This is a genomic window from Bradyrhizobium sp. BR 10289 (assembly GCF_019455385.1).
Classification (GTDB): Bacteria; Pseudomonadota; Alphaproteobacteria; order Rhizobiales; family Xanthobacteraceae; genus Bradyrhizobium.
Genome location: NZ_JACOFR010000021.1, coordinates 58,689 through 82,170 on the forward strand (window position 1 = coordinate 58,689; position 23,482 = coordinate 82,170).

The 23,482-nt window shown below is 65.3% G+C and carries 20 protein-coding genes; 13 read left to right on the forward strand and 7 right to left on the reverse strand.

The window, feature by feature from the left end; genetic code table 11:
- Positions 1–42: 42 nt before the first annotated feature.
- The 5 genes from murA (at position 43) to HYH08_RS28155 (ending at position 5,453) form a co-directional block, all read left to right on the forward strand.
- Positions 43–1,338, forward strand: coding sequence for a UDP-N-acetylglucosamine 1-carboxyvinyltransferase (gene murA / locus HYH08_RS28135; RefSeq protein ID WP_220013083.1), 1,296 nt, complete (start codon positions 43–45; stop codon positions 1,336–1,338).
- A gap of 201 nt (positions 1,339–1,539) precedes the next feature.
- A complete protein-coding gene (locus HYH08_RS28140; RefSeq protein ID WP_220013084.1) occupies positions 1,540–2,931 on the forward strand; it encodes an MATE family efflux transporter in 1,392 nt (463 codons plus the stop codon).
- Positions 2,928–3,413 (forward strand): DUF2867 domain-containing protein, encoded by a 486-nt coding sequence (locus HYH08_RS28145; protein ID WP_220013085.1) that lies wholly within the window; start codon positions 2,928–2,930, stop codon positions 3,411–3,413. Before HYH08_RS28140 ends, HYH08_RS28145 begins: the two co-directional genes overlap by 4 nt.
- Positions 3,410–4,069: a 2-hydroxychromene-2-carboxylate isomerase gene (locus HYH08_RS28150; protein ID WP_220013086.1), complete on the forward strand. Its 660-nt coding sequence runs from the start codon at positions 3,410–3,412 to the stop codon at positions 4,067–4,069. Before HYH08_RS28145 ends, HYH08_RS28150 begins: the two co-directional genes overlap by 4 nt.
- A gap of 70 nt (positions 4,070–4,139) precedes the next feature.
- Positions 4,140–5,453, forward strand: coding sequence for an SMI1/KNR4 family protein (locus HYH08_RS28155; RefSeq protein WP_220013087.1), 1,314 nt, complete (start codon positions 4,140–4,142; stop codon positions 5,451–5,453).
- Between the two features lie 106 nt (positions 5,454–5,559).
- On the opposite strand, the gene HYH08_RS28160 is transcribed toward HYH08_RS28155, so the two are convergent.
- The gene (locus HYH08_RS28160; protein ID WP_220013088.1) at positions 5,560–6,675 is read right to left on the reverse strand and encodes an FUSC family protein; all 1,116 of its coding nucleotides are present in this window, start codon (positions 6,673–6,675) and stop codon (positions 5,560–5,562) included.
- 119 nt (positions 6,676–6,794) lie between these two features.
- Here HYH08_RS28160 and HYH08_RS28165 point away from each other — a divergent pair, with 119 nt between their 5' ends.
- The 4 genes from HYH08_RS28165 (at position 6,795) to HYH08_RS28180 (ending at position 12,716) form a co-directional block, all read left to right on the forward strand.
- On the forward strand, positions 6,795–8,162 hold the full coding sequence (locus HYH08_RS28165; protein ID WP_220013089.1) for an MmgE/PrpD family protein: 1,368 nt from the start codon (positions 6,795–6,797) through the stop codon (positions 8,160–8,162).
- Between the two features lie 264 nt (positions 8,163–8,426).
- Positions 8,427–9,344, forward strand: coding sequence for a pirin family protein (locus tag HYH08_RS28170; protein WP_220013090.1), 918 nt, complete (start codon positions 8,427–8,429; stop codon positions 9,342–9,344).
- 62 nt (positions 9,345–9,406) lie between these two features.
- Positions 9,407–10,321, forward strand: a complete 915-nt coding sequence (locus HYH08_RS28175) for a phosphoribosylaminoimidazolesuccinocarboxamide synthase (RefSeq protein WP_220013091.1) — start codon at positions 9,407–9,409, stop codon at positions 10,319–10,321.
- A gap of 157 nt (positions 10,322–10,478) precedes the next feature.
- The gene (locus HYH08_RS28180) at positions 10,479–12,716 is read left to right on the forward strand and encodes an SLC26A/SulP transporter family protein (RefSeq protein ID WP_228748110.1); all 2,238 of its coding nucleotides are present in this window, start codon (positions 10,479–10,481) and stop codon (positions 12,714–12,716) included.
- A 24-nt stretch (positions 12,717–12,740) separates the two neighbouring features.
- On the opposite strand, the gene HYH08_RS28185 is transcribed toward HYH08_RS28180, so the two are convergent.
- Positions 12,741–13,343 carry a TetR/AcrR family transcriptional regulator gene (locus tag HYH08_RS28185; RefSeq protein WP_228748111.1) on the reverse strand — a complete coding sequence of 201 codons (603 nt, stop codon included), beginning with the start codon at positions 13,341–13,343 and terminating at the stop codon, positions 12,741–12,743.
- A gap of 60 nt (positions 13,344–13,403) precedes the next feature.
- On the opposite strand from HYH08_RS28185, the gene HYH08_RS28190 reads away from it, so the two are divergent.
- The gene (locus HYH08_RS28190; protein ID WP_220013092.1) at positions 13,404–14,288 is read left to right on the forward strand and encodes an SDR family oxidoreductase; all 885 of its coding nucleotides are present in this window, start codon (positions 13,404–13,406) and stop codon (positions 14,286–14,288) included.
- 77 nt (positions 14,289–14,365) lie between these two features.
- On the opposite strand, the gene HYH08_RS28195 is transcribed toward HYH08_RS28190, so the two are convergent.
- Positions 14,366–15,154 carry an MBL fold metallo-hydrolase gene (locus HYH08_RS28195; RefSeq protein WP_349631466.1) on the reverse strand — a complete coding sequence of 263 codons (789 nt, stop codon included), beginning with the start codon at positions 15,152–15,154 and terminating at the stop codon, positions 14,366–14,368.
- A 97-nt stretch (positions 15,155–15,251) separates the two neighbouring features.
- Positions 15,252–16,133 (reverse strand): NAD(P)H-binding protein, encoded by an 882-nt coding sequence (locus tag HYH08_RS28200; protein WP_220013094.1) that lies wholly within the window; start codon positions 16,131–16,133, stop codon positions 15,252–15,254.
- 118 nt (positions 16,134–16,251) lie between these two features.
- Between HYH08_RS28200 and HYH08_RS28205 the strand changes: the two genes are divergently transcribed.
- Positions 16,252–17,064: a helix-turn-helix transcriptional regulator gene (locus HYH08_RS28205; protein WP_220013095.1), complete on the forward strand. Its 813-nt coding sequence runs from the start codon at positions 16,252–16,254 to the stop codon at positions 17,062–17,064.
- 9 nt (positions 17,065–17,073) lie between these two features.
- On the opposite strand, the gene HYH08_RS28210 is transcribed toward HYH08_RS28205, so the two are convergent.
- Positions 17,074–18,567 carry an NAD-dependent succinate-semialdehyde dehydrogenase gene (locus HYH08_RS28210; protein ID WP_220013096.1) on the reverse strand — a complete coding sequence of 498 codons (1,494 nt, stop codon included), beginning with the start codon at positions 18,565–18,567 and terminating at the stop codon, positions 17,074–17,076.
- A 259-nt stretch (positions 18,568–18,826) separates the two neighbouring features.
- Positions 18,827–19,147, reverse strand: a complete 321-nt coding sequence (locus HYH08_RS28215; RefSeq protein WP_220013097.1) for a hypothetical protein — start codon at positions 19,145–19,147, stop codon at positions 18,827–18,829.
- Between the two features lie 337 nt (positions 19,148–19,484).
- Here HYH08_RS28215 and HYH08_RS28220 point away from each other — a divergent pair, with 337 nt between their 5' ends.
- Positions 19,485–20,678 carry a serine hydrolase domain-containing protein gene (locus HYH08_RS28220; protein ID WP_220013098.1) on the forward strand — a complete coding sequence of 398 codons (1,194 nt, stop codon included), beginning with the start codon at positions 19,485–19,487 and terminating at the stop codon, positions 20,676–20,678.
- Between the two features lie 127 nt (positions 20,679–20,805).
- Here HYH08_RS28220 and HYH08_RS28225 read toward each other — a convergent pair whose 3' ends face one another.
- Positions 20,806–21,807 carry an adenosine kinase gene (locus HYH08_RS28225; protein WP_220013099.1) on the reverse strand — a complete coding sequence of 334 codons (1,002 nt, stop codon included), beginning with the start codon at positions 21,805–21,807 and terminating at the stop codon, positions 20,806–20,808.
- 126 nt (positions 21,808–21,933) lie between these two features.
- Here HYH08_RS28225 and murJ point away from each other — a divergent pair, with 126 nt between their 5' ends.
- A complete protein-coding gene (gene murJ, locus HYH08_RS28230) occupies positions 21,934–23,466 on the forward strand; it encodes a murein biosynthesis integral membrane protein MurJ (protein WP_220013100.1) in 1,533 nt (510 codons plus the stop codon).
- Positions 23,467–23,482 lie beyond the last annotated feature (16 nt).

The following is a 23,482-nucleotide window of genomic DNA, read 5'->3' on the forward strand; positions in this document are numbered from 1 at the left end:
CAGAAACCGGCTGCCTCACCCAACCACAGAGCGAGAATCCATTTGGCGCCCATCCAGTACATCGTCGAGGGCGGTCACCGGCTCTCGGGCTCGATCGAGCCGTCCGGCAACAAGAATTCGGCACTCCCGATCATCGCCGCCGCCCTGCTCACCGAACACCCGGTGACGCTGGAGAACGTGCCGCGGATCCGCGACACCGAGACGCTGGTCGAGCTGATCCGCTCGGTCGGCGCGTCCGCCGAATGGACCGCTCGCAACACGCTGCATATCCACGCCAAGAGCATCCGGGCCGCCGACCTCGACCCGGAGCTCTGCGTGCGCATCCGCGCCTCGATCCTGCTCGCCGGCCCCCTGCTCGCGCGCTGCGGCGAGGTGATGCTGCCGCCGCCCGGCGGCGACGTCATCGGCCGCCGCCGGCTCGACACCCATGTGCTGGCGCTGGAGCAGCTCGGGGCCAAGGTCACCGCGACAGACCGGCTCGAGTTTCGCGCGGCCAGGCTCGCGGGCGCCGACGTGTTCCTGGACGAGCCGAGCGTCACCGCGACCGAGAACGCGCTGGTCGCGGCGGTCGCCGCCGACGGCGTCACCTATTTGCGCAACGCGGCCTCCGAGCCGCATGTGCAGGACCTCGCCAATTTCCTCGTCGCGCTCGGCGCCAGAATCGAGGGCATCGGCACCAACACCATGATCATTCATGGTCAGGCGACGCTCGGCGGGACGACCTACCGGATCCAGCCCGACCATATCGAAGTCGGCTCGCTGATCGGCCTTGCCGCCGTGACACGCTCGCAGCTGCGCATCACGCGCGCCGGGGTCGAGCATCTGCGCTCGATCCGCATGGGGTTCGAGCGGCTCGGCATCGTCTGCCGCATCGAGGGCGACGATCTCATCGTGCCGTCAAACCAGACTTTGAAGATCCAGGACGATTTCGGCGGCCACGTGCCCAAGCTCGAGGACCAGCCCTGGCCGGCGTTCCCTGCCGACCTGATGTCGATCGCGATCGTCACCGCCACGCAATGCGAGGGCGTGATCCTGATGTTCGAGAAGATGTTCGAATCCCGGATGTTCTTCGTCGACAAGCTGATCGCGATGGGCGCGCGCATCGTGCTGTGCGATCCGCACCGCGCCATCATCGCCGGCCCCAGCCGCCTGCGCGGCGCCTCGATGATCTCCCCCGACATCCGCGCCGGCATGGCGATGCTGCTCGCCGCGGTCTGCGCCGAGGGCACCTCCACCATCAACAACGCCGACCAGATCGAGCGCGGCTACGAGCGCATCGAGGAACGGCTGAATGCCCTCGGCGCGAAGATCAAGCGGGTGCCGGAGCGGAAGGGCTGAGGCTCTGCCACTTCCAGAAATGGTCTCGTGCCCCGGACGCAGCGCAGCACGTCAGTGATGCGCTGCTAAGCCGGGCCCCATCCAGCCAAGACCAGCGCTCGCAGCTTCTGGATCCCGGCTCTGCGCAGCAGCGCTACGCGCTGCAGCGCGTCCGGGACACGAGAGCCGTGTTTTCGTCGCCCTGCTGTGCTATTGCAGCGCATGCTCGACAACGTCCAACCACAACAGCCGCGGCAAACCGGCGTGCAAAACCATCTCGCGCAGGAATTCGTCGAGACGCTGCGGCTGGCCGTGCCGATGATGCTGACGCAGCTCGGGCAGATCGCGATGATCACGACCGATCTGGCGCTGATCGGGCGGCTCGGTGAGGAGGCGGTGGCAGCCGCCGCGCTGGCGCATACCGTTTATTTCGTCAGCTTCACTTTCGGGCTCGGATTGATGGCGGCGGTCTCGCCACTGGCCGCGCAGGCGTTCGGCGCCGGCGATGTCAAAAAACTCCGCGGCGCGTTGCGCGTCGGGCTGTGGGTCGCGCTCCTGATCTCGCTGCCGATGATGGCTTCACCGCTCTATGGCGAGCACATTTTGCTTGGACTTGGACAAGCGAAGCAACCGGCCGCGCTGGCCCAGCGCTATCTCAACGGCCTCGCCTGGGGTATCGCGCCGGCGCTCGGCTTCATCGCGCTGCGCGGCATGATGAGCGCGGTGAACCGTCCGCAGGCGCCGCTGTGGATCACGCTCGCCGCGATCCCGGTCAATGCCGTGCTGGTCTATTGCCTGATCCATGGCCTGTTCGGCCTGCCGGAGCTCGGCCTGTTTGGCGCAGGCCTTGCGACCACGCTGGTCAATCTCTGCACGTTCATTGCGGCGCTCGCCATCGCCGCGTGGCACAAGCCGTTCGCGGGCTACCACCCGCTCGCACATCTCTGGCGGATCGACTGGCCGCTGATGCGCCAGCTGATCGTCCTCGGTGCGCCGATCTCGTTTTCCCTGCTGCTGGAATATGGCCTGTTCTCCTCGGCCGCGCTGCTGATGGGATTGATATCGACCGCCGCAATCGCGGCGCATCAGATCGCGCTCCAGATCACGGCCGTGCTGTTCATGGTGCCGCTCGGCATCGGCATGGCCGCGACCGTGCGCGTCGGCCACGCCTTCGGCCGCAACGACCCGGCCGCCGTGAAGCGTGCCGGGCTGGTCGCCGGCGTGCTCGGGATCGCCCTCGTCTCCGCGCTGACGGTCGCCATCATCCTCGGCCGCTACCAGCTTGGCCGGCTGTTCTTCGGCTCAGGCGAGGCCAGCGCAGCGACGGTCGAGCTGACGGCGATACTGCTCGTGGTCGGCGCGACCTTCTTCATCGCCGACGGCCTCCAGACCATCGTGGGCGGCGCGCTGCGCGGCATCAATGACACCAGGATGACGCTGGTATTCGCGGCGATCGGCTATTGGGGCGTCGCCTTTCCGGTCGCCTGGCTGCTGGCCTTCCACGCCCGTCTCGGCGCGATCGGCGTCTGGATCGGATTCTCGGTCGGGACGTTCGTTTATGCCGGGCTCTTGATCTTGCGCTTCCGGATGCTGACGCGCAAACTGATGGGATGAGCACAGTCCGCGAAGTCACCCCGAATGTCGACGCCGGCACGGTGCTGGCAGGTGCGCAGTTCATCGACGCGTTTCGCGCAGACGTCGGCCAGGCCAAATTGAGCGCCCGCGAGGCCTGCACGCGAATGGTGCTGCACGGACCGCGCTGGATCGATGCACTGACCCGCCTGCGCAACATTCTGGTGACACCCTTCGGCTTGAAGACATCGGGTGAAGGCGCCTACGCGCCGGGCGGCCTGATCGGCCTGTTTCCGGTGGTGAGCGAGACGCCGGAGCGGCTGGTCGCCGGCTTCGACGACTATCATCTCGATTTCCGTATCGTGGTCGATGTCGCCGGCGAAGCGACGCTTCGCCACGTCACCGTGACCACCCTGGTGAAAACCAACAATTTGCTCGGACGGACTTACCTCGCGCTCATCACGCCGTTCCACAAGATCGTCGCCCGCGGCATGATGGGGAGGATCGCGGAGCCGGCGCGATGACGCTGTCCGTCGACCTCTTCTTCTCCTTTCGCAGCCCGTTCAGCTACCTGGCGCTGCCGAAGACGCTCAAGCTGGTCGAGGAATACGATCTTTCGGTGAACCTGCGGCCGGTCTATCCGCTCGCGGTCCGCGTGCCCGGCTTCTTCAAGCGGACCAATCCGAAATTCATCAGCTATGTGATCCTCGACAGCACGCGCGTGGCACAGTACGAGGGCATTCCATTCCGCTTTCCCAAGCCCGATCCGATCGTGCAGGACCGCACGACATTCGAGGTCGCGACCGAGCAGCCCTACATCCACCGCCTGGCGCGGCTGGGCGCCTGGGCGCAGCTCGAGGGACGCGCGCTCGATTTTACCTACGCCATCGCGCGCGTGCTGTGGGACGGATCGGTGGCACCATGGAATGAAGGCGATCATCTCGCGCGCGCCGCCGGGAAAGCCGGCTTCGATCTCGCCGCGATGGATGCTGCGATCAGCGCCGACGCCGATCGCTACGAGCAGGTGATCACGGAGAACGAAAAGGATCACGCCGCCTCAGGCCATTGGGGCGTGCCGACCTTCGTGTTCGAGAACGAGCCGTTCTTCGGCCAGGACCGCATCGACCTGCTGCTCTGGCGCATGCAGGGCAAGGGGCTGGCGAAGCGCCGGCCCGGCTGACGTGAACCGATATCTCCGAGCTCGCGACTGAGGGTGGTGCCCCGATGCCGGCGGCACGTTCGGAGGTCGCATGCATCTGGCAAAGTTCTTCCATCGCCCGCCCGGCGACGACGATCGCGAATTGATCCTGATCCCCGGCAGCGATCCCACCGTGCTCGGCATTCACATGAACTGGAAGGGTGATCCGGACGCGGACGAGTTTCTGCGCAAGGATTTTTCAAACATTGCGGACGCGATTTCGGCCTTCCGCCGGCTGGCCAGCGAGTTTGTCGCAGCAGGCTATTTCGAGACCATCCACACCAATTATACGCTGCGCGACCTACCGCCCGATCCGCAAGCCAAGCCGGACTGGCAGAAAGGCCTGGACGAACTCATGATGCTGGCCCTCGGCGCGCCGATGGAACGACAGGCAAGCCAGCTCGAGGCGCTCAGCGGCACGCCGGCCGAGCATGAGCCGCTCTATCTCTGGCATGCCGCCCGTCGCAGCTATTCTGCCGGAGACGACGCGGCACGGACCGTACGCCTTGCCGAGCACGCCCGCGACACGCTGGCCGCGCGCCGCGCTTCCGGACAGTCGCATTATGCGTGGTCGATCTACCAAGGCGATCTGGAAGGGTACATCCTGGAATTGCTGGGCGATGCATGGCTCAAGGCCGGCAATCCCGACGCCGCGCTGACGACGATCGAGCATCTGTGCAAGGTCGCCCCGAGCCAGACCCGCCTCATCAAGCGCGCCGAGCTGATCTGCGGCTATTTTCCGGAACGGCGGGAGGAAGCCTTTGACGATGCCTACCAATGGTCCCGGTTCGGCGGCTTCGAGGAGATCATGGCGCTGCCCGGCTATGCCGAGTATGTGGCTCGGCGCAAGGCGAGCAAATCTGCCAAAGGCTGGCGCTGGAAGCGCGGCAAGCCGGCGAGCGAAGCGGAGATCAGCGCGGCGGAGCAGGCGCTGGACACCCGGCTGCCTGACGACTATCGCGGTTTCCTGCTGAAGCGCGGCGAGAGCGAGCTGCTGGTACGATTGCCCGAGGCCTCCTCCGAACTCCGCTTCTATGCGCCGGGCGAGCTCGCCAGGCAGCGGCGCAATGTCCTTGATTTCATCGCCCATTCGGAGGACGAGCTCGCGGAGGCGTGCGCCTATTTCCGCAAACAATACGGAGTTTCGTTGAAGCACCTGGTGCCCATTGCCGAGCCGTCGCAGCTCAGCCGCTGTCTGCTGCTCCATGTCGAACCCGGAGCGCGCTATGGCCAGTGTTTCCAGTGGGATCATAACGGCGCATGGGAGCTGGAGCAGGAACAGCCGAGCTTCGACGTCGCACTGAAGGCCCTGACGGACGGCATCGCGCGGCGCGATGCGACCGCGCTCGCGTTCTTCGATCTCTAAAGCGCGATGAAATTGGGATGAATCGTCATCGCGCTTTAGGTTATTGTTTGAGCATGATCTCTTCGGAAAACCGCTTCACACTTTTCCGGATCATGCTTTAGATGATCTATTCCGCCAGACGCGCGGACTTGTCGCTTGTGGCCTCCGACCACTCGCCGACGACGCGGTCGAGGTCACAGAGATTCTGGTGCATCTGCTCCAGCGAGAAGCCGATCGCGAAGAAGCGCTCGGCGGTGTCGCCGGGCTGGCCGCGGATCAGGCCGTCCTGGCGCACGGAGGCAACGGCCTCGGCATAATGCTGAAGCGCGACATGGACCGGATGGATCGGCGGCGCGCCGGCCCCTTCGCGTAGCGCGCTGGCGGCCGAACGCAGGAAGCGCGCGATCACGGTCGAGACCTCCGACAGCGGACCTGCAAGCCGCATCTGCACCTCGACCGGCAGCGGTACGACCGTGGCGCGGCCGATCATCACGACGTCATGGCGCAGCCGCAGTACGGTACGCAGCAGCGGGCCGGTGTCGGGCCCGCTCGACAGGCGCGCGGCGCGCTCGCGCTCGGCCTCGGCGCCGATCGCATTCATACCGACCATCGCGGTGCCGATGCCGTCCTGGATCCGGTGCAGCGCGTCGTTGTCGCGGCCGCGCGTGAGGCCGGCCAGGAGTTCGGTGAAGGCATCCGCGATCAGCTCCAGCAGTTTTGCCGCGCTGGCGCGGATCTGCCGCACCGCGCGCGAGGGCAGCACCAGGAACGAGACCAGCAGGCCGGTAACGGCGCCGACCCCGACCTCGCTGACGCGATCGATCGCCGAGGTCATGGGGTCGGAATGGTGCATGGTCGGGACCAGAAGCACGATGATCGCGGTCACCGTCGCCGCGTTGAGGCTCGGGTTGATCGCGGCCACGAAGGCGAGCGGCGCGACCGCCAGCACCAGCAACCCCAACAGGCCCACCTCGGTCGAATACGGGATCAGGATCGCGATGGCGCCGCCATAGATGGCGCCGCCGATGGTGCCGAGCACGTAGTCGCGCGTCGCCTTCAGCGAGCGGCCGACGCTCATCTGGGTCACGATCAGCGAGGTCAGCACCGCCCAGAGCGGCAAGAGCAGATGCAGAGCGGTCGCGATGGCATAGGCCGAGGTGGCCGCGACCGTGACCCGGATCGCCAGCCCCAGTTGCGTCCGCCGCGCCCGCACCCGGTCGAACAGCTGCTTTGCCAGTGCCATCGTCGACTATCCCGGTCCGATCCCAAATCACCAAAAGCATGGCTGATGCCCGCGGCTCCAAGGCCGCTTGAAAGGCCAAATCAGCCCGCCTAACTTGCCCGCCAAAACGAGGAAACACGATGGCCCACGAAACCGCAACGCTCGCCGCCTATGTCGTCAATCTGAAATTCGCCGATATTCCGGCGGAGGTGCTGGATCGCGCCAAGGTGCTGACGCTGGACTTCCTCGGCAGTGCGATCCGGGCGAGGCGCGAGGCAGAATCGACCCCGTCGATGCTGAAGATGCTGGAAGCGCTGGCGCTCGACACCAAGGGCGAAGCCACCGTGTTCGGCGACAGCAAGACCTGGACGCCCGCAGTCGCGGCGCTGCTGAACGGCGCGCTCGGCCATTCCCTTGATTTCGACGATACCCACGCCGATTCCTCGCTGCATCCGAGCGCCCCGGTGGTCCCCGCCGCCTTCGCGGTCGGCGAGATGGTCGGCGCCTCCGGCCGCGACGTGCTGACCGCGATCGTCGCAGGCTATGAGGTCTGCTGCCGGCTCGGCAACGCGCTCGACCCGACCTCGCATTACGCGCGCGGCTTTCATCCGACCGCCACGGCCGGCACCTATGGCGCGGCGGCGGCGGCCGGAAAGCTGTTCGGTCTCACCGAGCAGCAGCTCATCTCCGCCTTCGGCGTCTCCGGCAGCCAGGCCGCGGGCTCGCTGCAATTCCTGATGAACGGCGCCTGGAACAAGCGCTACCAGGTCGGCGCCGCCGCCATGAACGGAGTGATCGCCGCGACGCTGGCGCGCAACGATTTCGTGGGATCGTCGGAATCGGTCGAGGGCAAGCACGGCCTGCTCGCCGGCTACACCGACGATGCGCATCCGGACAAGGCGGTCGCCGAACTCGGCAAGACCTACGAGACCATGAAGATCGGCGTCAAACCCTATCCGAGCTGCCGCTATACCCATGCCGCGATCGACGCGCTGATCGCGATGCGGCGCGAGCACAATCTGACGCCAGACCAGGTCAAGCGCGTCGAGATCGGCCTGCATCGGAACGGCATCACCCTCACCGGCGATGCCGCCACCAAGCGGCATCCGAAATCGATCGTCGGCGGCCAGTTCTCGATGTTCTTCACCGGCGCGCTCGCGCTCGACCAGGGCTCGTTCGGCTGGGACGATTACAACCGCCTCGGCGATGCCGCCATCGACGCGCTCGCCGACAAGTTCGACGTGGTGCAGGACGACCGGCTCGAAGTCGGGCGCACCCATCCGTTCGGCGCACGCGTCAGCATCACCACGGATGACGGCGTGCACGAGCGGCTCTATGCCGATCCCTCGGGCGAGCCGACCTCCTTCCCCGATGCACAGGCGATGCAGCAGAAGTTCCTGACGCTGGCCCGCCCGGTGCTGAACGCGCGGGCGGAGAAATTCGCGGACGCGATCATGACGCTGGAACGGTTCGACCGCGTGGCAAGCGCGACGGAGTTGGGGCGGTAACGGGCCACGACTCCGCTCACCCTCCCCCTCCAGGGCAGCGTACGAGACAGCGCCGGCGCGGCTGGCATCGACTGAAAGGCCTTCCTCAAGCCGCGCTTTCCAGGATGGTTCGCATCAGAGAAACCATCGCTCGCTCCTGTTTCCGGATTAGCTGTCGCCGAGATTGCACGATGTCGGCAAAAGGGCCGTCACGGCGGTGCGGAGGCGCCGCGACGGGACCATCAAATCCTGTTACGATCGCCGAGATAAAGAAGGAGTCCCACCATGAGCTGGCAGCCCTCGAACGATCCCGTGCTCGGCGATCCCATGTCCTGCGATGCGCTCGATCTCGTCATCGTGCCGCGCACGCGCGATCTCGGCGACGGGTTTGCGGTGCGGCGCGCGCTGCCGCATGGCAAGCGGCAGATGGTCGGGCCCTTCATCTTCTTCGATCATTTCGGACCGGTGCAGTTCGTCTCCGGCAAGGGCATGGACGTGCGGCCGCATCCGCATATCGGGCTGGCCACCGTCACCTATCTGTTCGACGGCGCGATCATGCATCGCGACAGCGAAGGCAATGTGCAGGAGATCGCGCCCGGCGCGATGAATCTGATGACGGCCGGCCGGGGCATCGCGCATTCCGAGCGCACACCGGATGCGCAGCGCGCCTCGGGGCAGAAGATGCTGGGCCTGCAAAGCTGGATCGCGCTGCCGGCCGGCTCGGAAGAGATCGATCCCTCGTTCCAGCATTATGCGGCGGGCGATCTTCCGATGATTTCCGAGCGCGACTTCACGGCGCGCGTCATCGCCGGCTCGGCTTTCGGCATCACCTCACCGGTGAAAATGGTCTCGCCCTGGTTCTACACCGAGGTCACCGCGGTGGCGGGCGCGAGCGTGCCGCTCGACCCCGACCACGAGGAGCGCGCGATCTATGTCGTCGACGGCGAGGTCGAGATCGCGGGCGAGCGCTACGAGGGCCCGCGGCTGTTGATTTTCCGGCCCGGCGACCGCATCACCGTGAAGGCGCTCAAGGCGACGCGGATGATGTTTCTCGGCGGCGATGCATTGGAGGGCCCGCGCCACATCTGGTGGAATTTCGTCTCCTCCAGCAAGGAGCGGATCGAGCAGGCCAAGCAGGACTGGAAAACCGGCCGCTTCGCCGCGGTTCCGCAGGAACATGAGTTCATTCCGCTGCCGGAATAGGCTAATCCGGTTTTCGGCCGCGCCATCAGGTGCGGCCGATTTCCTCCGCGAAGGCTCTTGCAATGACTACCATGCTCTCCAGCGACCTGCCCTTGCCCAAGATCGGCCGCGGCAAGGTGCGCGATATCTACGCTGTCGATGACGACCGCCTGCTGCTGCTCACCACCGACCGCATCAGCGCCTTCGACGTGGTGATGGGCGAGACCATCCCGATGAAGGGCGCGGTGCTCACGCAGATCAGCGCGTTCTGGTTCAATGAGCTCGAAGGCGTGGTGCCGCATCACATGATCAGCGCCGAGACCGACGAGATCATCGCCGCGGTGCCGGCCTTGAGACCACATCGTGCCGAGATCCTCGGCCGCGCCATGCTGTGCAAGCGCACGACCGTGTTTCCGATCGAATGCGTGATCCGCGGCTATCTCTCGGGCTCGGCGTGGAAGGAGTACGCGGCCAGCGGCACGCTGGCGGGCGAGAAGCTGAAGGCCGGCCTCGTCGAGAGCGAGAAGCTCGAGCCTGCGATCTTCAGCCCCGCCACCAAGGCCGAGAGCGGCCATGACGAGAACATCACGATCGCGAAGATGCGCGAGGTCGTCGGCGACGAGACGGCCTACACGCTCGAGAGCATGACGCGCGCGATCTACACGCTCGGCGAGGAACTGGCGCGCGAGCAGGGCATCATCATCGCAGATACGAAATTCGAATTCGGCCGCGACAAGGACGGCCGCATCATCCTGATCGACGAGGTCATGACGCCGGATTCCTCGCGCTTCTGGGCGACCAGTGCCTACAAGCCCGGCCAGCCGCAGGCGAGCTTCGACAAGCAGCCGCTGCGCGATTATCTCGACGTCGAACGCCGCGCCGGCCGCTGGAATGGCGACGCCCCGCCCCCGCCGCTGCCGGCGAGCGTGGTGGATGCGACGAGCAAGCGCTATCTGGAAGCGTATCGGCGGGTGACGGGGAAAGAGCTGAAAATTTAGCCACGGCTGCTAGCGCCGTCGATCTCTCGGGCTTTGGCTTCAACCATATGGTTGATCGTGCACGCGCGGCATTGTCCCGAACTATCGGGTATTTCATACTTGCAAGAATCCTGTTGCGCTAAAGCTGCAGTCGGCTACGTCTGCTGCAGGAATTTTCATGAGCGAGTGTCAAGACGTGACAGATCCGGCAATTGGCTTTGGTTCGGTCACTGGGATCACTCCGACCGCGAAGCGTGCGCTGAATGATATCCTCGGTGGGACCGCGGCCAGCGTACTGACGGTCACCTTTGGGCTCTCCTATGCGCTGCTGATCTTCGCCGGCCCGCTGTCGCCCTATCTGTCCTACGGGATCGCAGCGACCTTCATCAGCTCCGCGGTGCTTGCGGGCATCATCGCGCTGGGCAGCTCACTTCCCTTCGCCGTCGCCGCACCGGACAGTTCGACCGCCGCAGTCTCGGGCATCCTGGCGGCTTCGCTGGTGGAGCACATCCAGAGCACCGACCCCTCGGCGCCGTTGCTCTCTCCGATCCTGATCACGCTCGGCTTGTCGACCGTGTTGACAGGTGTCGTCCTTTGCGGACTGGGCCTGACGCGGATGGGCCGTGCAATCCGCTACGTGCCTTACCCTGTGGTCGGCGGCTTCCTCGGCGCCACGGGATTATTGATCGTGATGGGCGCGATCCGGGTCATCACCGATCATCCGGTGCGATTAGCAACGCTCGCGCATCTCGCCAATGGCACAGCCCTGGGCGAGCTGGGTGCAGCCTGCGCGATGGCGCTGGTGTTGTATTTGACCTGGCATCGCTCGCGCAGCCCGTTCGGATTGCCGATCATCCTGCTCGCGGGCCTCGTCACGGCCCATCTGACGTTCCGGATCACCGGCGTCTCGCTTGATGAGGCCCGAGCGCTCGGCTGGACGTTCATGTCGCCGCCGCGCGCGGAATTCATGTTGCCGTGGCACAGCGAGGGCGTGATCGGCTACCCGTGGTTTGCCGTGCCCGACTTGCTCGGCAACCTCGTTGCGGTCGGTCTTTGTCACCGCTTCGAGCACGTTGTTCAACACTACCGGAATCGAGGTCGCCCTGTGCACCGCGAGGCCAATCTGGAGCGCGAGCTGAACGTCACAGGCCTCGCCAATATCCTGACCGGCCTGCTTGGCGGCTATCCCGGATGCAGCTCGATCAGCCGCTCCATCCTCAACTTCTCCAGCGGCGGCCGCGGGCGACTGTCCGGCCTCACCGTCGCGGCACTATCGCTTCTGATGCTCGCGGTCGCGCCCGAGCTGCTCGGCTTCATCCCGAAATTCGTGATCGGCGGCCTGCTGCTCTATCTTGGCGCCGACCAGCTGCACAGATGGATCATCGAGTCGCGCAAGCGGCTTTCCAAGCTCGAATATCTCTCGCTGGTCGCCATCATCGCGATCATCGTCACCTGGGGCTTCGTGCCGGGCATCCTGATCGGCGTGATCATCGGCTGCGCGACCTTTGCGTTCAGCGCCGCGCGGGTGGAGTCGATCAAGTACAGTTTCGACGGCTCGGAATACCGCTCCTCGCTCGATCGCTCGCGCGACGACCAGGAGGTGCTGCTGGCCCATGGCGGCAAGATCCAGGGCCTCAATTTGCAGAGCTACCTGTTCTTCGGCTCCGCCAACCGGCTCTACCAGCACGTCAAACGGCTGCTGCAGGAGCGCCCTGAATGCCGCTATCTGCTATTCGATTTCAAGCTCGTCACCGGCGTCGATTCCTCGGCCGCCTACAGCTTTGCCCAGATCAAGCGCAGCGCGGCCGACCTCGGCGTCGAGTTGATCCTGGTGCATCTGTCGGCAGCGGCCGAGAAGGTGCTGCGCGCCAGCGACTTCGTCGGCGAGGGCGTCACCATCATCCGCGAGCTCGATCGCGCGCTGGAATGGTGCGAGAACGAGATCATCTCGCAGCATCAGGGCCTGGCACAGGAAGAGGCCAGCCTGCGCGACTGGTTCGCAGGGATCCTCGACAGCGAGGACGACGCCGACGCGCTGATCCGCCGCTGCCAGCGCATCGAGGTCGAGGCCGGCGAGATCATCGTGCAGGCCGGCGACCCCGCCGATTCCATGCACTTCATCCTCGAGGGCCGCGTCGGCATCATGGTCCCCGCCGAGGACGACCGCACCACGCGCGTGCGCAGCCTCGGCCGCTACACCACGATCGGCGAGATGGGCCTGGTGTCACACACGCCGCGCAGCGCGACGATCCAGGCCGAGGTCGACAGCGTGCTCTACGTGCTCAACACGCACCAGTTCGACGAAATCAAGCAAGAAGACCCCGCGCTCAGCCACAAGCTGCTGACCTATTTCGTATCGGTCATGGCGGAGCGGCTGACATTTGCGAACCGAACGATTGCGGTGCTCCGGCGGTGACGCCACCGCATTTCCGGCGTCCGCTCAGGCCGCCAATGGCCATGCCAACATCGCAAGTTCGATAGCCCGGCGAAGCTCTCCGGGCGTGGCACCGGCCTGCGGCAGGTTCATCGTGGCTTGCAATACGCCGAGGAAGTGCCACGACAGCCCCTCGACGTCGGAGTCCGGAGCCAATTCTCCGCCGGCAACCGCCTCTCGCAAAATTCCGCTGAGGATGGCGCGCTGTCCCATAAGCCCCTCTCGCGCAACCGCCTGGCTCGCCGATGGCAGATCCGCCATCTCGGTACAGGATCGAGCGAGCATGCAGCCGGGGGGACGCCCCGTCCTGCCGTCTCTGGGCAGGAATTCGTGCAACAGAGCCTCGAGCTGTTGGCGCTTCGTACCGGCTTGAACCGCATTCATCCGCTTCAAGACGCGCTGCGCGTAGCTCGAGAGAACTTCCTGGAACAATCCGTCCTTGTCCTTGAAGCGCTTGTACATGCTGGAGCGTGACAGGCCCATCGCCGTCGTCAGTTCATCGATCGACGATGCTGCGTAGCCGTGGCGCCAGAACACCTCCATCGCGGAGTTGATCACGGCACGGTCATCAAATTGGGGCTTCCCGCTCATCGAATTCTCGCTTGACATCTTGGAACGATCGTTCCAGATATGATGGACCGATCGTTCCAAAATAGACAGGTGTGTCCAATGTTCAAGCCCTCCGAGCCCAGTCGCAGCCGCCCCCGGATCGCCGTTGCCGGTGCCACGGGCCGCGTCGGATCTGCCCTGATTGCAGGCCTGGTGTCCGAACCTCTCGAGCTGGTGGCGCTGAGCCGGAAGCCGGACGCCCAACGCGTGCCCTCCGGCGTTTCGCTTGCAGCCGTCGACTTCGATGTGCCGTCCACTCTCCACGACGCCTTGCGCGGCGCCGACCGGCTCTTTCTTGCCCACGGCACGTCACCTCGGCAGGTCGCCAACGAGATTGCACTGATCGACGCCGCCGTTGCCGCGGGCGTCGGTCAAATCGTGAAATTGTCCACGATGGGTCCGCCGTCACGGTTGCATCCGATGGACTGGCACATGCAGATCGAGGCGCATCTCGCGACCACCGACATCGGCTACACGGTTTTGCGGCCATCGGCCTTCGTCGACATCCTCGCGCGGGCCGGCGCGCAAATTGCCCATGACTCCTGGGGCGGCGCGGCGGGCGATGGAGCGGTCAACCTGATCGACACGCGCGATGTCGCCGATGCAGCGCGCGTTGCTCTTCTCGACGACGCGCACCCGACTGCTCAGCGCGCCTATCATTTGACCGGGCCACGGGCGGTGAGTATGCCCGAGATCGCTGAAGAAATCTCGAAACTACTTGGTCGGACCGTCACATATCAGCAACGCAGCCCCAAGGAGCAGCGCGAAAAACTGCTCGCCTCGGGACTGAATGAATTCGTTGCTGACTTGCTGCTCGGATTGGATCGCCTCTTTTGCGAGTCGGCGCTCGCTGAAACGACGTCAACGATCGAGACATTGACGGGCCACGCACCGCGGTCTGTCGCGGATTGGCTGAGCGAAAATATCTCGAAGTTTCGGAAGTAGGCCAACGTTCGGAAGGCGCCAGTTGGGGGGCGGGAGCCCCAAACTGGCCTCACACCCCCGCCAGCCACAACACCCGCTCAGATGAGTTCCGCGGACCAGGGTTCGTGCCGGATTTCGAACGATTGCCCTGTCTTCGACAACCGCGCGAACCCCGGGAAATTCAGGTGCATTCCAGCGACGAGTTCTCCGGTCGCGGAGACCCTCTCCAGCACCCTCTTGCGCGTTTCCGCGGCTGCCTTCTGATCCACGTCGAAAGCGATCGTCACGTCGGGTCTGGGCACCTGGATATCCGGATAATGAACGATATCACCCCAGATCAGGAGGGACGCATCGCCACCATCGATCCGGTAGGCGCTATGTCCCGGAGTGTGGCCGGGGAGATGTTCGATCACGATGCCGGGCGCGACTTCTCCTGCGCTGATCGTCCGGCGCCGCGCGGCGTAGGCCTCGAACGCGCTGCGGGCGCCTTGGAAGAATGGCTTCATCGCATCTGGAGCCCGGCTGAGGTTCGCATCATCCGACCAGAAGGCAAATTCGGCCTCGTGCATCACGAGCTCGGCGTTCGGAAACTGCGGCGACGACAAGGCTCCGACGAGACCTCCGATGTGATCCGGATGCGCGTGGGTCAGCAGAATCCGGTCGATAGCGCGTGCGTCGACGTTGGCCGCGGTCAGCGAGGCGTGCAAACGCCCTCCCCGGCCGCCGATGCCGCCACCGCCACCATCGACCAGGATGGTCCGGCCCTTCCCTTCGACCAGATAGGTGCTCACAGTTATTGCGGATGACGGATGACGTCCCGCCGCCACCGTCATGCTCATCGCCTCGTCAGGCCCTATTCCAGAGAGAAGGTCGAACGGCGCGGCCACGAAGCCATCGACGATCGCGGTGACGGTGTAGTCGCCGATTTTCCTTCGGTTCAGGCCGACGGCCTGCCAGCTTTTCGAATTCGTCATTCCATCCCCATTAGGAAAGCGTGTCACGCACCATGGTGTCGAGGCTGCTCGCGGTCACACCCAGCAATGTCTCCGTTTGGCTGGCGTCGAGCAGAAGCGGCTTTTCGAACAAATAGGACATCTCGATTGCTTCGCTGAAGCCGACAGCTTCCAGATCGGCCGCGGTGAGGCGGAGCAGATTCGGACACTCGATGTTCAGCGCGAGCGCGAATCGTCGCAACAACTCGCGCACGGACGCCAATTGCGACGGCACATGAAAGGCGCGGCCCCATTCGCCGGTGAAGCGCGATGCGGCAACCAGCGTCTTCGCGACGTCCTTGCTGAAGGACCATGCGTGCGCCACGTCGGGATCGCCGAGGAACGAAACCGGTTCGTTCTTGAGCAGCGACGGGAGCGCTAGCAGCGAGAAATAGGTGACCGCGCCTTTGCCGAGATAGTCGCTTGCGCGAATCTCGAGAGCCGGAACGTTCGATCGCAAAGCGCGCTGCCACATGATGTGCCTGACCGTGCCCTTTCGGCTGGTCGGGTTCGGCTCCAGGTCTGGCGTGAGCGGGCTCGTGGCACCTTCCCCGTATCCATAGACATTCCCGGTGATCAGCAGCTTCGCTCCAACCTGCTCGGCCGCCTTGACCGTTCCGTCCATGATCGGAAAGAAGTCCGTCGGCCATCGATGATAGGCCGCCATGGCGCACATGAAGATCGCATCCGCGCCCTTGGCTAATCCGGCCAGCTGGGCGGCATCCGTGGCATCAGACGATACCGTGCGCACATCTCCGGCATCGAGCGACCCAGCATTCCTGCTGGTGAGGACGACGCTGTGTCCTTCGCCCGCCAGAAGGCGCGCGGTCTCGCGTCCGACCGGACCCGCTCCGACAATCACATAATGGCTCACCTTGCATCCTCATATGTCACGCGGCGACAGATGAGTTCTTTGGCGCCTGAGCCGTTGAAAATCGCGCACGATGCGCCAAATATCGAACACGTTCCGCCAAGCCGCTCTGGAGCCCGCCATGCGTGCGAGATCGAGTTCGATGTCATCATCGGTCGGCAATATCGCCGCAGCGATGCGAACGGAGTCTGATCCGGTTGCGCTCGAACCGATCGGCGATCACCGGATCATCATCCATCTCACGGCGACGATGCGCTCGCGTTGCATCGAGACTGGAAAAGAGCATCTCCGTCGCGCCGGCGATATCGATCTGATCCCCTCGGGCACGGCTGCAGGCTTCGTTGCGGAGACGCCCTATCGGTCGCTTCAGATCCGGCTCGCGCCCGGCATGCTCGATCATGCGGCCTCGCGGGCAGGACGATTGACCTCAGTCCGGCTCGGCACCCATCACATGCTGCGAAACGACCGCATCGTCTTGCTCGGACAGGCGCTCGAAAGCGACATCAAGGCGGGCTCGCCCAGCGGGCCGCTGTTCGCCGAGAATGTCGGAATGGCCTTGGCCGTCGAGCTGCTTGGGCTTGCAGATGATGCGCCGCGTGACATCACGCGCCTCTCCGACGCGCAGCTTCAGAGGATCGCGGTCTATGTCGACGAGAATTTGGACCAGCCGCTAACCGTCGACACTCTCTGCCGCGAGGCCGGCGTGAGCAGCTCGCACTTGAGGACGTGGTTCAAGGCGGCCATGGGCGTGACCGTGCACCGCTACGTCCTGCAGCGACGGCTGGAGCACGCACGCCAGTTGCTCCTCCAGGGCGATCGCAAGCTCAGCGACATCGCCCTGGAAGCAGGCTTTTCGCATCAGTCTCACCTGGCCAAATGGATGCGCCGGGAGTTCGGACGCAGCCCCGCAGAGCTCCGCCGAAGCAGGACCTGATGGAGGGTCCTAAACCCCCGCCATCATCACGTATTTGATCTCGACATATTCTTCCATGCCGTGGCGCGAGCCTTCGCGCCCCAGGCCGCTTTCCTTGACGCCGCCGAACGGTGCGACTTCGGTGGTGATGAGGCCGGTGTTGACGCCGACCATGCCTGATTCCAGCGCCTCGGCGACGCGCCAGACGCGGCCGACGTCACGCGAGTAGAAGTAGGAGGCGAGGCCAAACGGCGAGGCGTTGCACATCGCGATGACGTCGGCTTCGTCCTTGAAGCGGATCACGGGCGCGAGCGGACCGAAGGTTTCTTCCTGCGACACCAGCGAGTCCGGCTTGACGTCGGCGAGCACGGTCGGCTCGAAGAACGAGCGCCCGAGCTCGCTGCGCTTGCCGCCAGTGACGATTTTTGCGCCGCGCTTGACGGCATCGGCGATGTGGCGCTCGACCTTGTCGACCGCCTTCGCATTGATCAGCGGGCCCTGCGTGACGCCGGCTTCCGTGCCGTCGCCGATCTTCATCGCCGCGACCTTCGCCGACAGCTTCTTGACGAACTCGTCGTAGATCTTGTCCTGGGCGTAGATGCGGTTGGCGCAGACGCAGGTCTGGCCCATGTTGCGGTATTTCGAGACGATGGCGCCTTCGACCGCGGCATCGATGTCGGCATCGTCGAACACCACGAAGGGCGCATTGCCGCCGAGCTCGAGGCCGAGCCGCTTCACACCGACGGACGCCTGCTGATAGAGAATCTTGCCGACCGCGGTCGAGCCGGTGAAGCCGACGAAGCGCACCGCGGGATGCTCACACAACACCTTGCCGATCGGCGGCGCATCACCGGTGATGATGTTGAGCACGCCCTTGGGGATTCCGGCCTTCTCCGCCAGCACGGCCAGCGCGAGCGCAGACAGCGGCGTCTCGTTGGCGGGCTTGAGCACCACGGTGCAGCCGGCCGCCAGCGCCGGCGAGACCTTTCGGGTGATCATGGAGTTCGGGAAATTCCACGGCGTGATCGCGCCGCAGACGCCGATCGGCTGCTTGATCGCGAGCAGACGCGCATCGGCGCGCTGGGTCGGGATGGTCTCGCCATAGACGCGGCGGGCTTCCTCGGCGAAGAACTCGATATAGGCGGCGCCGATATCGACCTCGCCCAGGGCCTCCGACAGCGGCTTGCCCTGCTCGGAGGTCAGGATCAGCGCGAGATCCTCGCGGTTGGCGGTGATCAGCTCGAACCATTTACGCAGGATGTTGGAGCGCTGCTTCGCGGTATGCTTGGCCCAGGCCGGGAAGGCGCGCTGGGCGGCCTCGACCGCCCTGGTGGTGTCATCGGCACCAAGCTGCGGAACTTTCGCGAGCTCGACGCCGGTGGCGGGATTGTTGACGGCGAACACCGGCGTGCCGACCCAGGCGCCGTCGATGTAGCAGGCTTCCTTCAGCAGCGAAGGATCCTTCAGCCGGTCGCGCAGGGTGGCGGTGGCTTGCGGGGCGCGGGCGGCGGCAGTCGGGGTCATGACGTTACTCCCTGGGGGCTCGGATCGGCCCGGAATATAGGGGTGAGCGGCGCGCAATGCACCGTCCCGCAACGCACATCTGATGGGAGTTAAACCGAGAGCCGCTGGCGCTTCACCTCTCCCCAGCGGGGAGAGGTCGATTTGCGCAGCAAATCGGGTGAGGGGGCACAGGTCCTACGTGAGAGCGTAGCCCCTCACCCGCGCCTTCGGCGCGACCTCTCCCGATGGGAGAGGTGTGGGACCGCCGTTGCGGAGATGATCAGGCCGCGCCGCTCATATAGGTCTCGCGCCGACCGATCATGCGCTCGGCCGCGGCCTTGGCGTCGGCCTTCGAGGAGGTCGCGCAGGTGCGGTATTCGAGATCGGGCGCGACGGAGGTGTCGCGGCGACCGAACCACGACTTTGAACCGACCGGCAACAGCGCCAGGGCCTGCGCCAGATTGTCGACCGCTCCGAACGAATACAGCGCGCCGGTGCCGGCGATGCGAACCTCGTAAATGCCGGGCGAGATCGGCGCCTCGAGATTGTCGCCCCGTCCGGGACGGGGATAGCGCTTCCATTCGCTCCACGTCGAAATCATCTCAGGTCCCCTCGCGGCCGATGGAAGGCCGCCAAATTTGCGTCAAGTCTTAAGCGTCAGCCACCCATTGAGGCGAAGCCTAACGCCGCAACGCACCAAATGTTTCAAGTGCTCCAAACGCTCGAAACATAACGCCAGCGCCGATCAGAGGTCACGGCGAACCGCGGCCATCCACCGCAGATTGTGACGAAGTGTTGCAGATCAGTCGTCCCGCGTGGGGCGGAGACCGTCAAGTCACGACATCGCGACCGGCGCGGAGGTTGAGATACTTGCCGCACGCGACCTCCGGGAGGACAATCAATCGCGTCCAACAATAATCAAACCGGAGGAAACGCAGATGCAAAGCCAAGCCCAGATCGACGAGATCCTGCGCAGGACGAGCGAGGCCAGGGAGATTCCCGGCGTCGTCGCGGTCGCCGCGAGCGGTAACGAAGTGCTCTATCAGGGCGCGTTCGGCAGGCGCGACCTGTCGAAGCCAGATGCGATGACGGATGACAGCGTGTTCTGGATCGCCTCGATGACGAAGGCGGTGACATCGGCCGGCGCGATGCAGCTGGTGGAGCAGGGCAAGCTGTCGCTGGACAAGCCGATCGGCGAGGTGCTGCCGGATCTCGCCAAGCCGCAGGTGCTCGAGGGCTTCGAGGCCAACGGCGAGGCAAAACTGCGGCCGGCGAAGGGGCCGATCACGCTGCGCCAGCTCATGACCCACACCGCCGGCTTCGCCTACGACATGTGGAACGGCAATCTCGGCCTCTATCTCGAGAAGACCGGCACGCCCGGGATCATCACCTGCCAGAACGCCGCGCTGAAGACGCCCGTCATGAGCGATCCCGGCACGCGCTGGGAATACGGCACCAATATCGATTTCGTCGGCAGGGCGGTGGAAGCCGCCAGCGGCAAGACGCTGGACGCCTATCTGCGCGACAATCTGTTTGCCCCGCTCGGAATGTCCGACACCGGCTTCAAGATCAGCGACGACATGCGCAAGCGCCTGGTCGGGATGCATGCGCGCGGCGAGGACGGCCAGCTCGCCGCGATCCCGTTCGAGCTCGAGCAGAACCCGGAATTCCACATGGGTGGCGGCGGCCTGTATTCGACCGCGGCCGACTACATCAAGTTCACCCAGATGATCCTGAACAAGGGCCGCGGCAACGGCAACCAGGTGCTGAAGGCCGAGACCGTCGCGACAATGGGGCAGAACCATATCGGCGATCTCAACGTCACCAGAATGAATTCGGCGGCGCCGATGTACACCAACGACGTCGACCTCTATCCGGACCAGGCGAAGAAGTGGGGCCTCAGCTTCCTCATCAACACCGCCAAGACGCCGGAGGGCCGCAGCGCCGGCAGCCTCGCCTGGGCGGGCCTCGCCAACACCTATTACTGGATCGACCCTGCGCGCGACGTCACAGGCGTGATCCTGATGCAGCTACTGCCGTTCGCCGACGGGAAGTGCCTGGAGGCGTTCGCGGGATTCGAACGCGGGGTCTATGCCGGCCTCGATGCGGGGAGCGGGCAGAAGGCGGCGTGAGGCGCGCGCGCTCGTTCAACAGCGTCATGGCCGGGCTTGTCCCGGCCATCCACGCCTCACGACACGGTACAAAGAACGTGGATGCCCGGGACAAGCCCGGGCATGACGGCAGAGAGAAGTTGCCTTGCTAAACCGTCAGCCCGCGCTGCTGGGCGAGCTCCTTCAGCGACACCTGCGGCCGGGCGCCGATGTGCTGGATGACTTCGGCTGCGGCGAGCGCGCCGAGCTCGCCGCACTGCTTGTGCGACAGGTCGCGCGAGAGACCGTAGAGAAAGCCAGCCGCAAACAGGTCGCCGGCGCCGGTGGTGTCGACCAGCTTTGCGATCGGAGAGGCGGGCGCGGCGACCGCGTCGGTCGGGGTCACCACGACGCAACCCTTCTCGCTGCGGGTGACCACACCGAGCTTGACGTCGTTGCGCAGCTGCTTCAGCGCGGTGTCGAAATCCGAGGTCATGTAGAGCGAATGCAGCTCGGACTCGTTGGCGAACACGATGTCGACGGTACCGCTCCGCATCAATCCTAGAAATTCGTCGCGATAGCGGTCGACGCAGAAGGAATCCGACAGCGTCAGCGCGACCTTGCGCTTGGCCTCATGGGCGATGCCGGCCGCCTTGACGAAGGCGTCCTTGGCGTTCTTGGGGTCCCAGAGATAGCCCTCGAGATAGACGATGCCGGCGGATGCGATCTCGGCCGGATCGATGTCGGCGGGCGACAGATCCTGTGCGGCACCGAGATAAGTGTTCATGGTGCGCTCGCCGTCGCCGGTGACGAGGATGTAGGAGCAGCCGGTGGCGGGGCCACCGGTCGCGGCGGGCGTGTTGAAGGCGACGCCGGCCGAGCGGATGTCGTGGACGTAGAGCTTGCCGATCTGGTCGTCCTTGACCTTGCCGACATAGGCGGCGCGGGCGCCGAGGCTGCCGATGCCGACGATGGTATTGGCAGCCGAGCCGCCGGAGACTTCCGTCGCCGGGCCCATGTCCTTGTAGATGGCGGCGGCCCGCGCCTCGTCGATCAGAGACATGCTGCCCTTGGTCATCGCGTGCTTGGCCAGAAAGGCCTCGTCGGTCCGGACCAGCACGTCGAACAGCGCGTTGCCGATGCCGAGAACGTCATATTTCACGTCAGCCATTCACCTTGATCCTGCTTGCCGGATTGCGATTGCCGCAAGAATCCGCTTCCTGTCGGCCTGAAATCTGGCTCGCGGCCTATCACGACCGCCCCTGCCCGGGCAAGCAACGGTATTATAACAGCCACGATGATCCGCTCCTTCCTGACCGTCTCGACGGGAACACTGGCCTCGCGCCTTCTCGGCTTTGCCCGCGATTCCCTGATCGCGGCGCTGCTCGGCACCGGAGCGGTGGCGGACGCGTTTCTGGCGGCGTTTCAGCTCGTCAATGTGGTGCGTCGGCTGCTCAGCGAGGGCGCGCTGAATGCGGCGCTGATCCCGGCCTGGCTGCGCGTCCGGGACCGCGACGGCGAGGTTGCCGCCTCGGCATTCGCCGGTCGTGTGCTCGGCACGGTCAGCGTGAGCCTGATCGCAATCTCGATCACCATTGCATTGGCGATGCCGCTGATCATCGCGGTGATCGCGCCCGGATTTCTCGGCAGCGGCACGCTCGACCTCGCCGTCGCGAACGCGCGGCTGATGTTGCCCTATCTCGCCTTCGCCGGTCCCGTCACGGTGCTGATGGGGCTGTTGAATGCGCAAGGACGTTTTGCGCTGACGGCTTTTTCGCCGCTGCTGTTCAACATCGCGCTGATATCTGCCATTTCGGTGCTGCTGGTCTGGCATGCCGATGCCGGCTTCGCCGCATGGATTCTGGCGGCGACGGTTGGCGTGGCCGGCCTCCTGCAATTGCTGATGCTGCTGTCGCAACGAAGCGCAGGTCTCGCGGCGCCACTGCGCGCAAGTGTCGACAAGGCGATGCGCGGCTTCTTTGCAAAAGCCATTCCCGGCATGATCGCAAGCTCTGGGCCACAATGGCTAATGGTGGCGGGCGCGATCATCGCATCGGCAACGCCCTCCGCTGTCTCGTGGCTCTATTTCGCCAACCGCCTGATCGAGCTGCCGCTCGGCATCGTCGGCGTCGCCATGGGCACGGTGCTGGTTCCGGAGCTGACGCGCGCGGTGAGCAACGGCGACCGCGGCGCCGTGGCGCACGCGGAATCGCGCGCGCTGGAGCTTGCCACCGGGCTGGCGCTGCCGGCGACGCTCGGCCTGATCGTGCTGGCCGAGCCGATCGTGCGGCTGCTGTTCGAGCATGGCGCCTTCGGCGCGGAGGACAGTACGGCCACCGCGCATGCGCTGATGTGGCTGGCGCTAGGCCTGCCGGCACATGTGCTAATCAAGGCGTTGTCGCCCGCGTTCTTTGCCCGCAGCGACACGATGACGCCATTGCTCGCGACCGCCAAGGGTTTTGTCGTTGCGGTCGCCCTCGCCGTGCTGCTCGGTCATTTCTGGGGCGCCAGCGGGATCGCGGCGAGCATCGCCGTCGGCGCCTGGAGCAGCGCGCTCTCGCTGCTGCGGAAAGGCGCCAGCGAATTCGGCTTCTCGGTCGATGCCGCCGCGCGAAAACGGCTGCCACGGATCGTGCTCGCCGCCGCCGCCATGGGCGCCCTGCTCTGGCTGGCCGCGGGCCTGATGCCCCCGGAGGCTCACGGCCTGATCCGCTTCATCGTGCTGGGCTTGCAGATCGGGGCCGGGATCGCCGTTTATGGCCTGCTCCTGCAAATGCTCGGCGCAGCCTCCTGGCGCGAGGCCGCAGCCGCCCTGAAGCGGCCCGCCTGAACGGGCTGCGCCCTGC

Excerpts from the sequence above, each read along its gene's own strand:
- HYH08_RS28140 (WP_220013084.1), top strand. The coding sequence starts at position 1,540 with ATGCTCGACAACGTCCAACCACAACAGCCGCGGCAAACCGGCGTGCAA.
- HYH08_RS28145 (WP_220013085.1), top strand. The coding sequence starts at position 2,928 with ATGAGCACAGTCCGCGAAGTCACCCCGAATGTCGACGCCGGCACGGTG.
- HYH08_RS28150 (WP_220013086.1), top strand. The coding sequence starts at position 3,410 with ATGACGCTGTCCGTCGACCTCTTCTTCTCCTTTCGCAGCCCGTTCAGC.
- HYH08_RS28155 (WP_220013087.1), top strand. The coding sequence starts at position 4,140 with ATGCATCTGGCAAAGTTCTTCCATCGCCCGCCCGGCGACGACGATCGC.
- HYH08_RS28160 (WP_220013088.1), bottom strand. The coding sequence starts at position 6,675 with ATGGCACTGGCAAAGCAGCTGTTCGACCGGGTGCGGGCGCGGCGGACG.
- HYH08_RS28165 (WP_220013089.1), top strand. The coding sequence starts at position 6,795 with ATGGCCCACGAAACCGCAACGCTCGCCGCCTATGTCGTCAATCTGAAA.
- HYH08_RS28170 (WP_220013090.1), top strand. The coding sequence starts at position 8,427 with ATGAGCTGGCAGCCCTCGAACGATCCCGTGCTCGGCGATCCCATGTCC.
- HYH08_RS28175 (WP_220013091.1), top strand. The coding sequence starts at position 9,407 with ATGACTACCATGCTCTCCAGCGACCTGCCCTTGCCCAAGATCGGCCGC.
- HYH08_RS28180 (WP_228748110.1), top strand. The coding sequence starts at position 10,479 with ATGAGCGAGTGTCAAGACGTGACAGATCCGGCAATTGGCTTTGGTTCG.
- HYH08_RS28185 (WP_228748111.1), bottom strand. The coding sequence starts at position 13,343 with ATGTCAAGCGAGAATTCGATGAGCGGGAAGCCCCAATTTGATGACCGT.
- HYH08_RS28190 (WP_220013092.1), top strand. The coding sequence starts at position 13,404 with ATGTTCAAGCCCTCCGAGCCCAGTCGCAGCCGCCCCCGGATCGCCGTT.
- HYH08_RS28205 (WP_220013095.1), top strand. The coding sequence starts at position 16,252 with ATGCGTGCGAGATCGAGTTCGATGTCATCATCGGTCGGCAATATCGCC.
- HYH08_RS28210 (WP_220013096.1), bottom strand. The coding sequence starts at position 18,567 with ATGACCCCGACTGCCGCCGCCCGCGCCCCGCAAGCCACCGCCACCCTG.
- HYH08_RS28215 (WP_220013097.1), bottom strand. The coding sequence starts at position 19,147 with ATGATTTCGACGTGGAGCGAATGGAAGCGCTATCCCCGTCCCGGACGG.
- HYH08_RS28220 (WP_220013098.1), top strand. The coding sequence starts at position 19,485 with ATGCAAAGCCAAGCCCAGATCGACGAGATCCTGCGCAGGACGAGCGAG.
- HYH08_RS28225 (WP_220013099.1), bottom strand. The coding sequence starts at position 21,807 with ATGGCTGACGTGAAATATGACGTTCTCGGCATCGGCAACGCGCTGTTC.
- murJ (WP_220013100.1), top strand. The coding sequence starts at position 21,934 with ATGATCCGCTCCTTCCTGACCGTCTCGACGGGAACACTGGCCTCGCGC.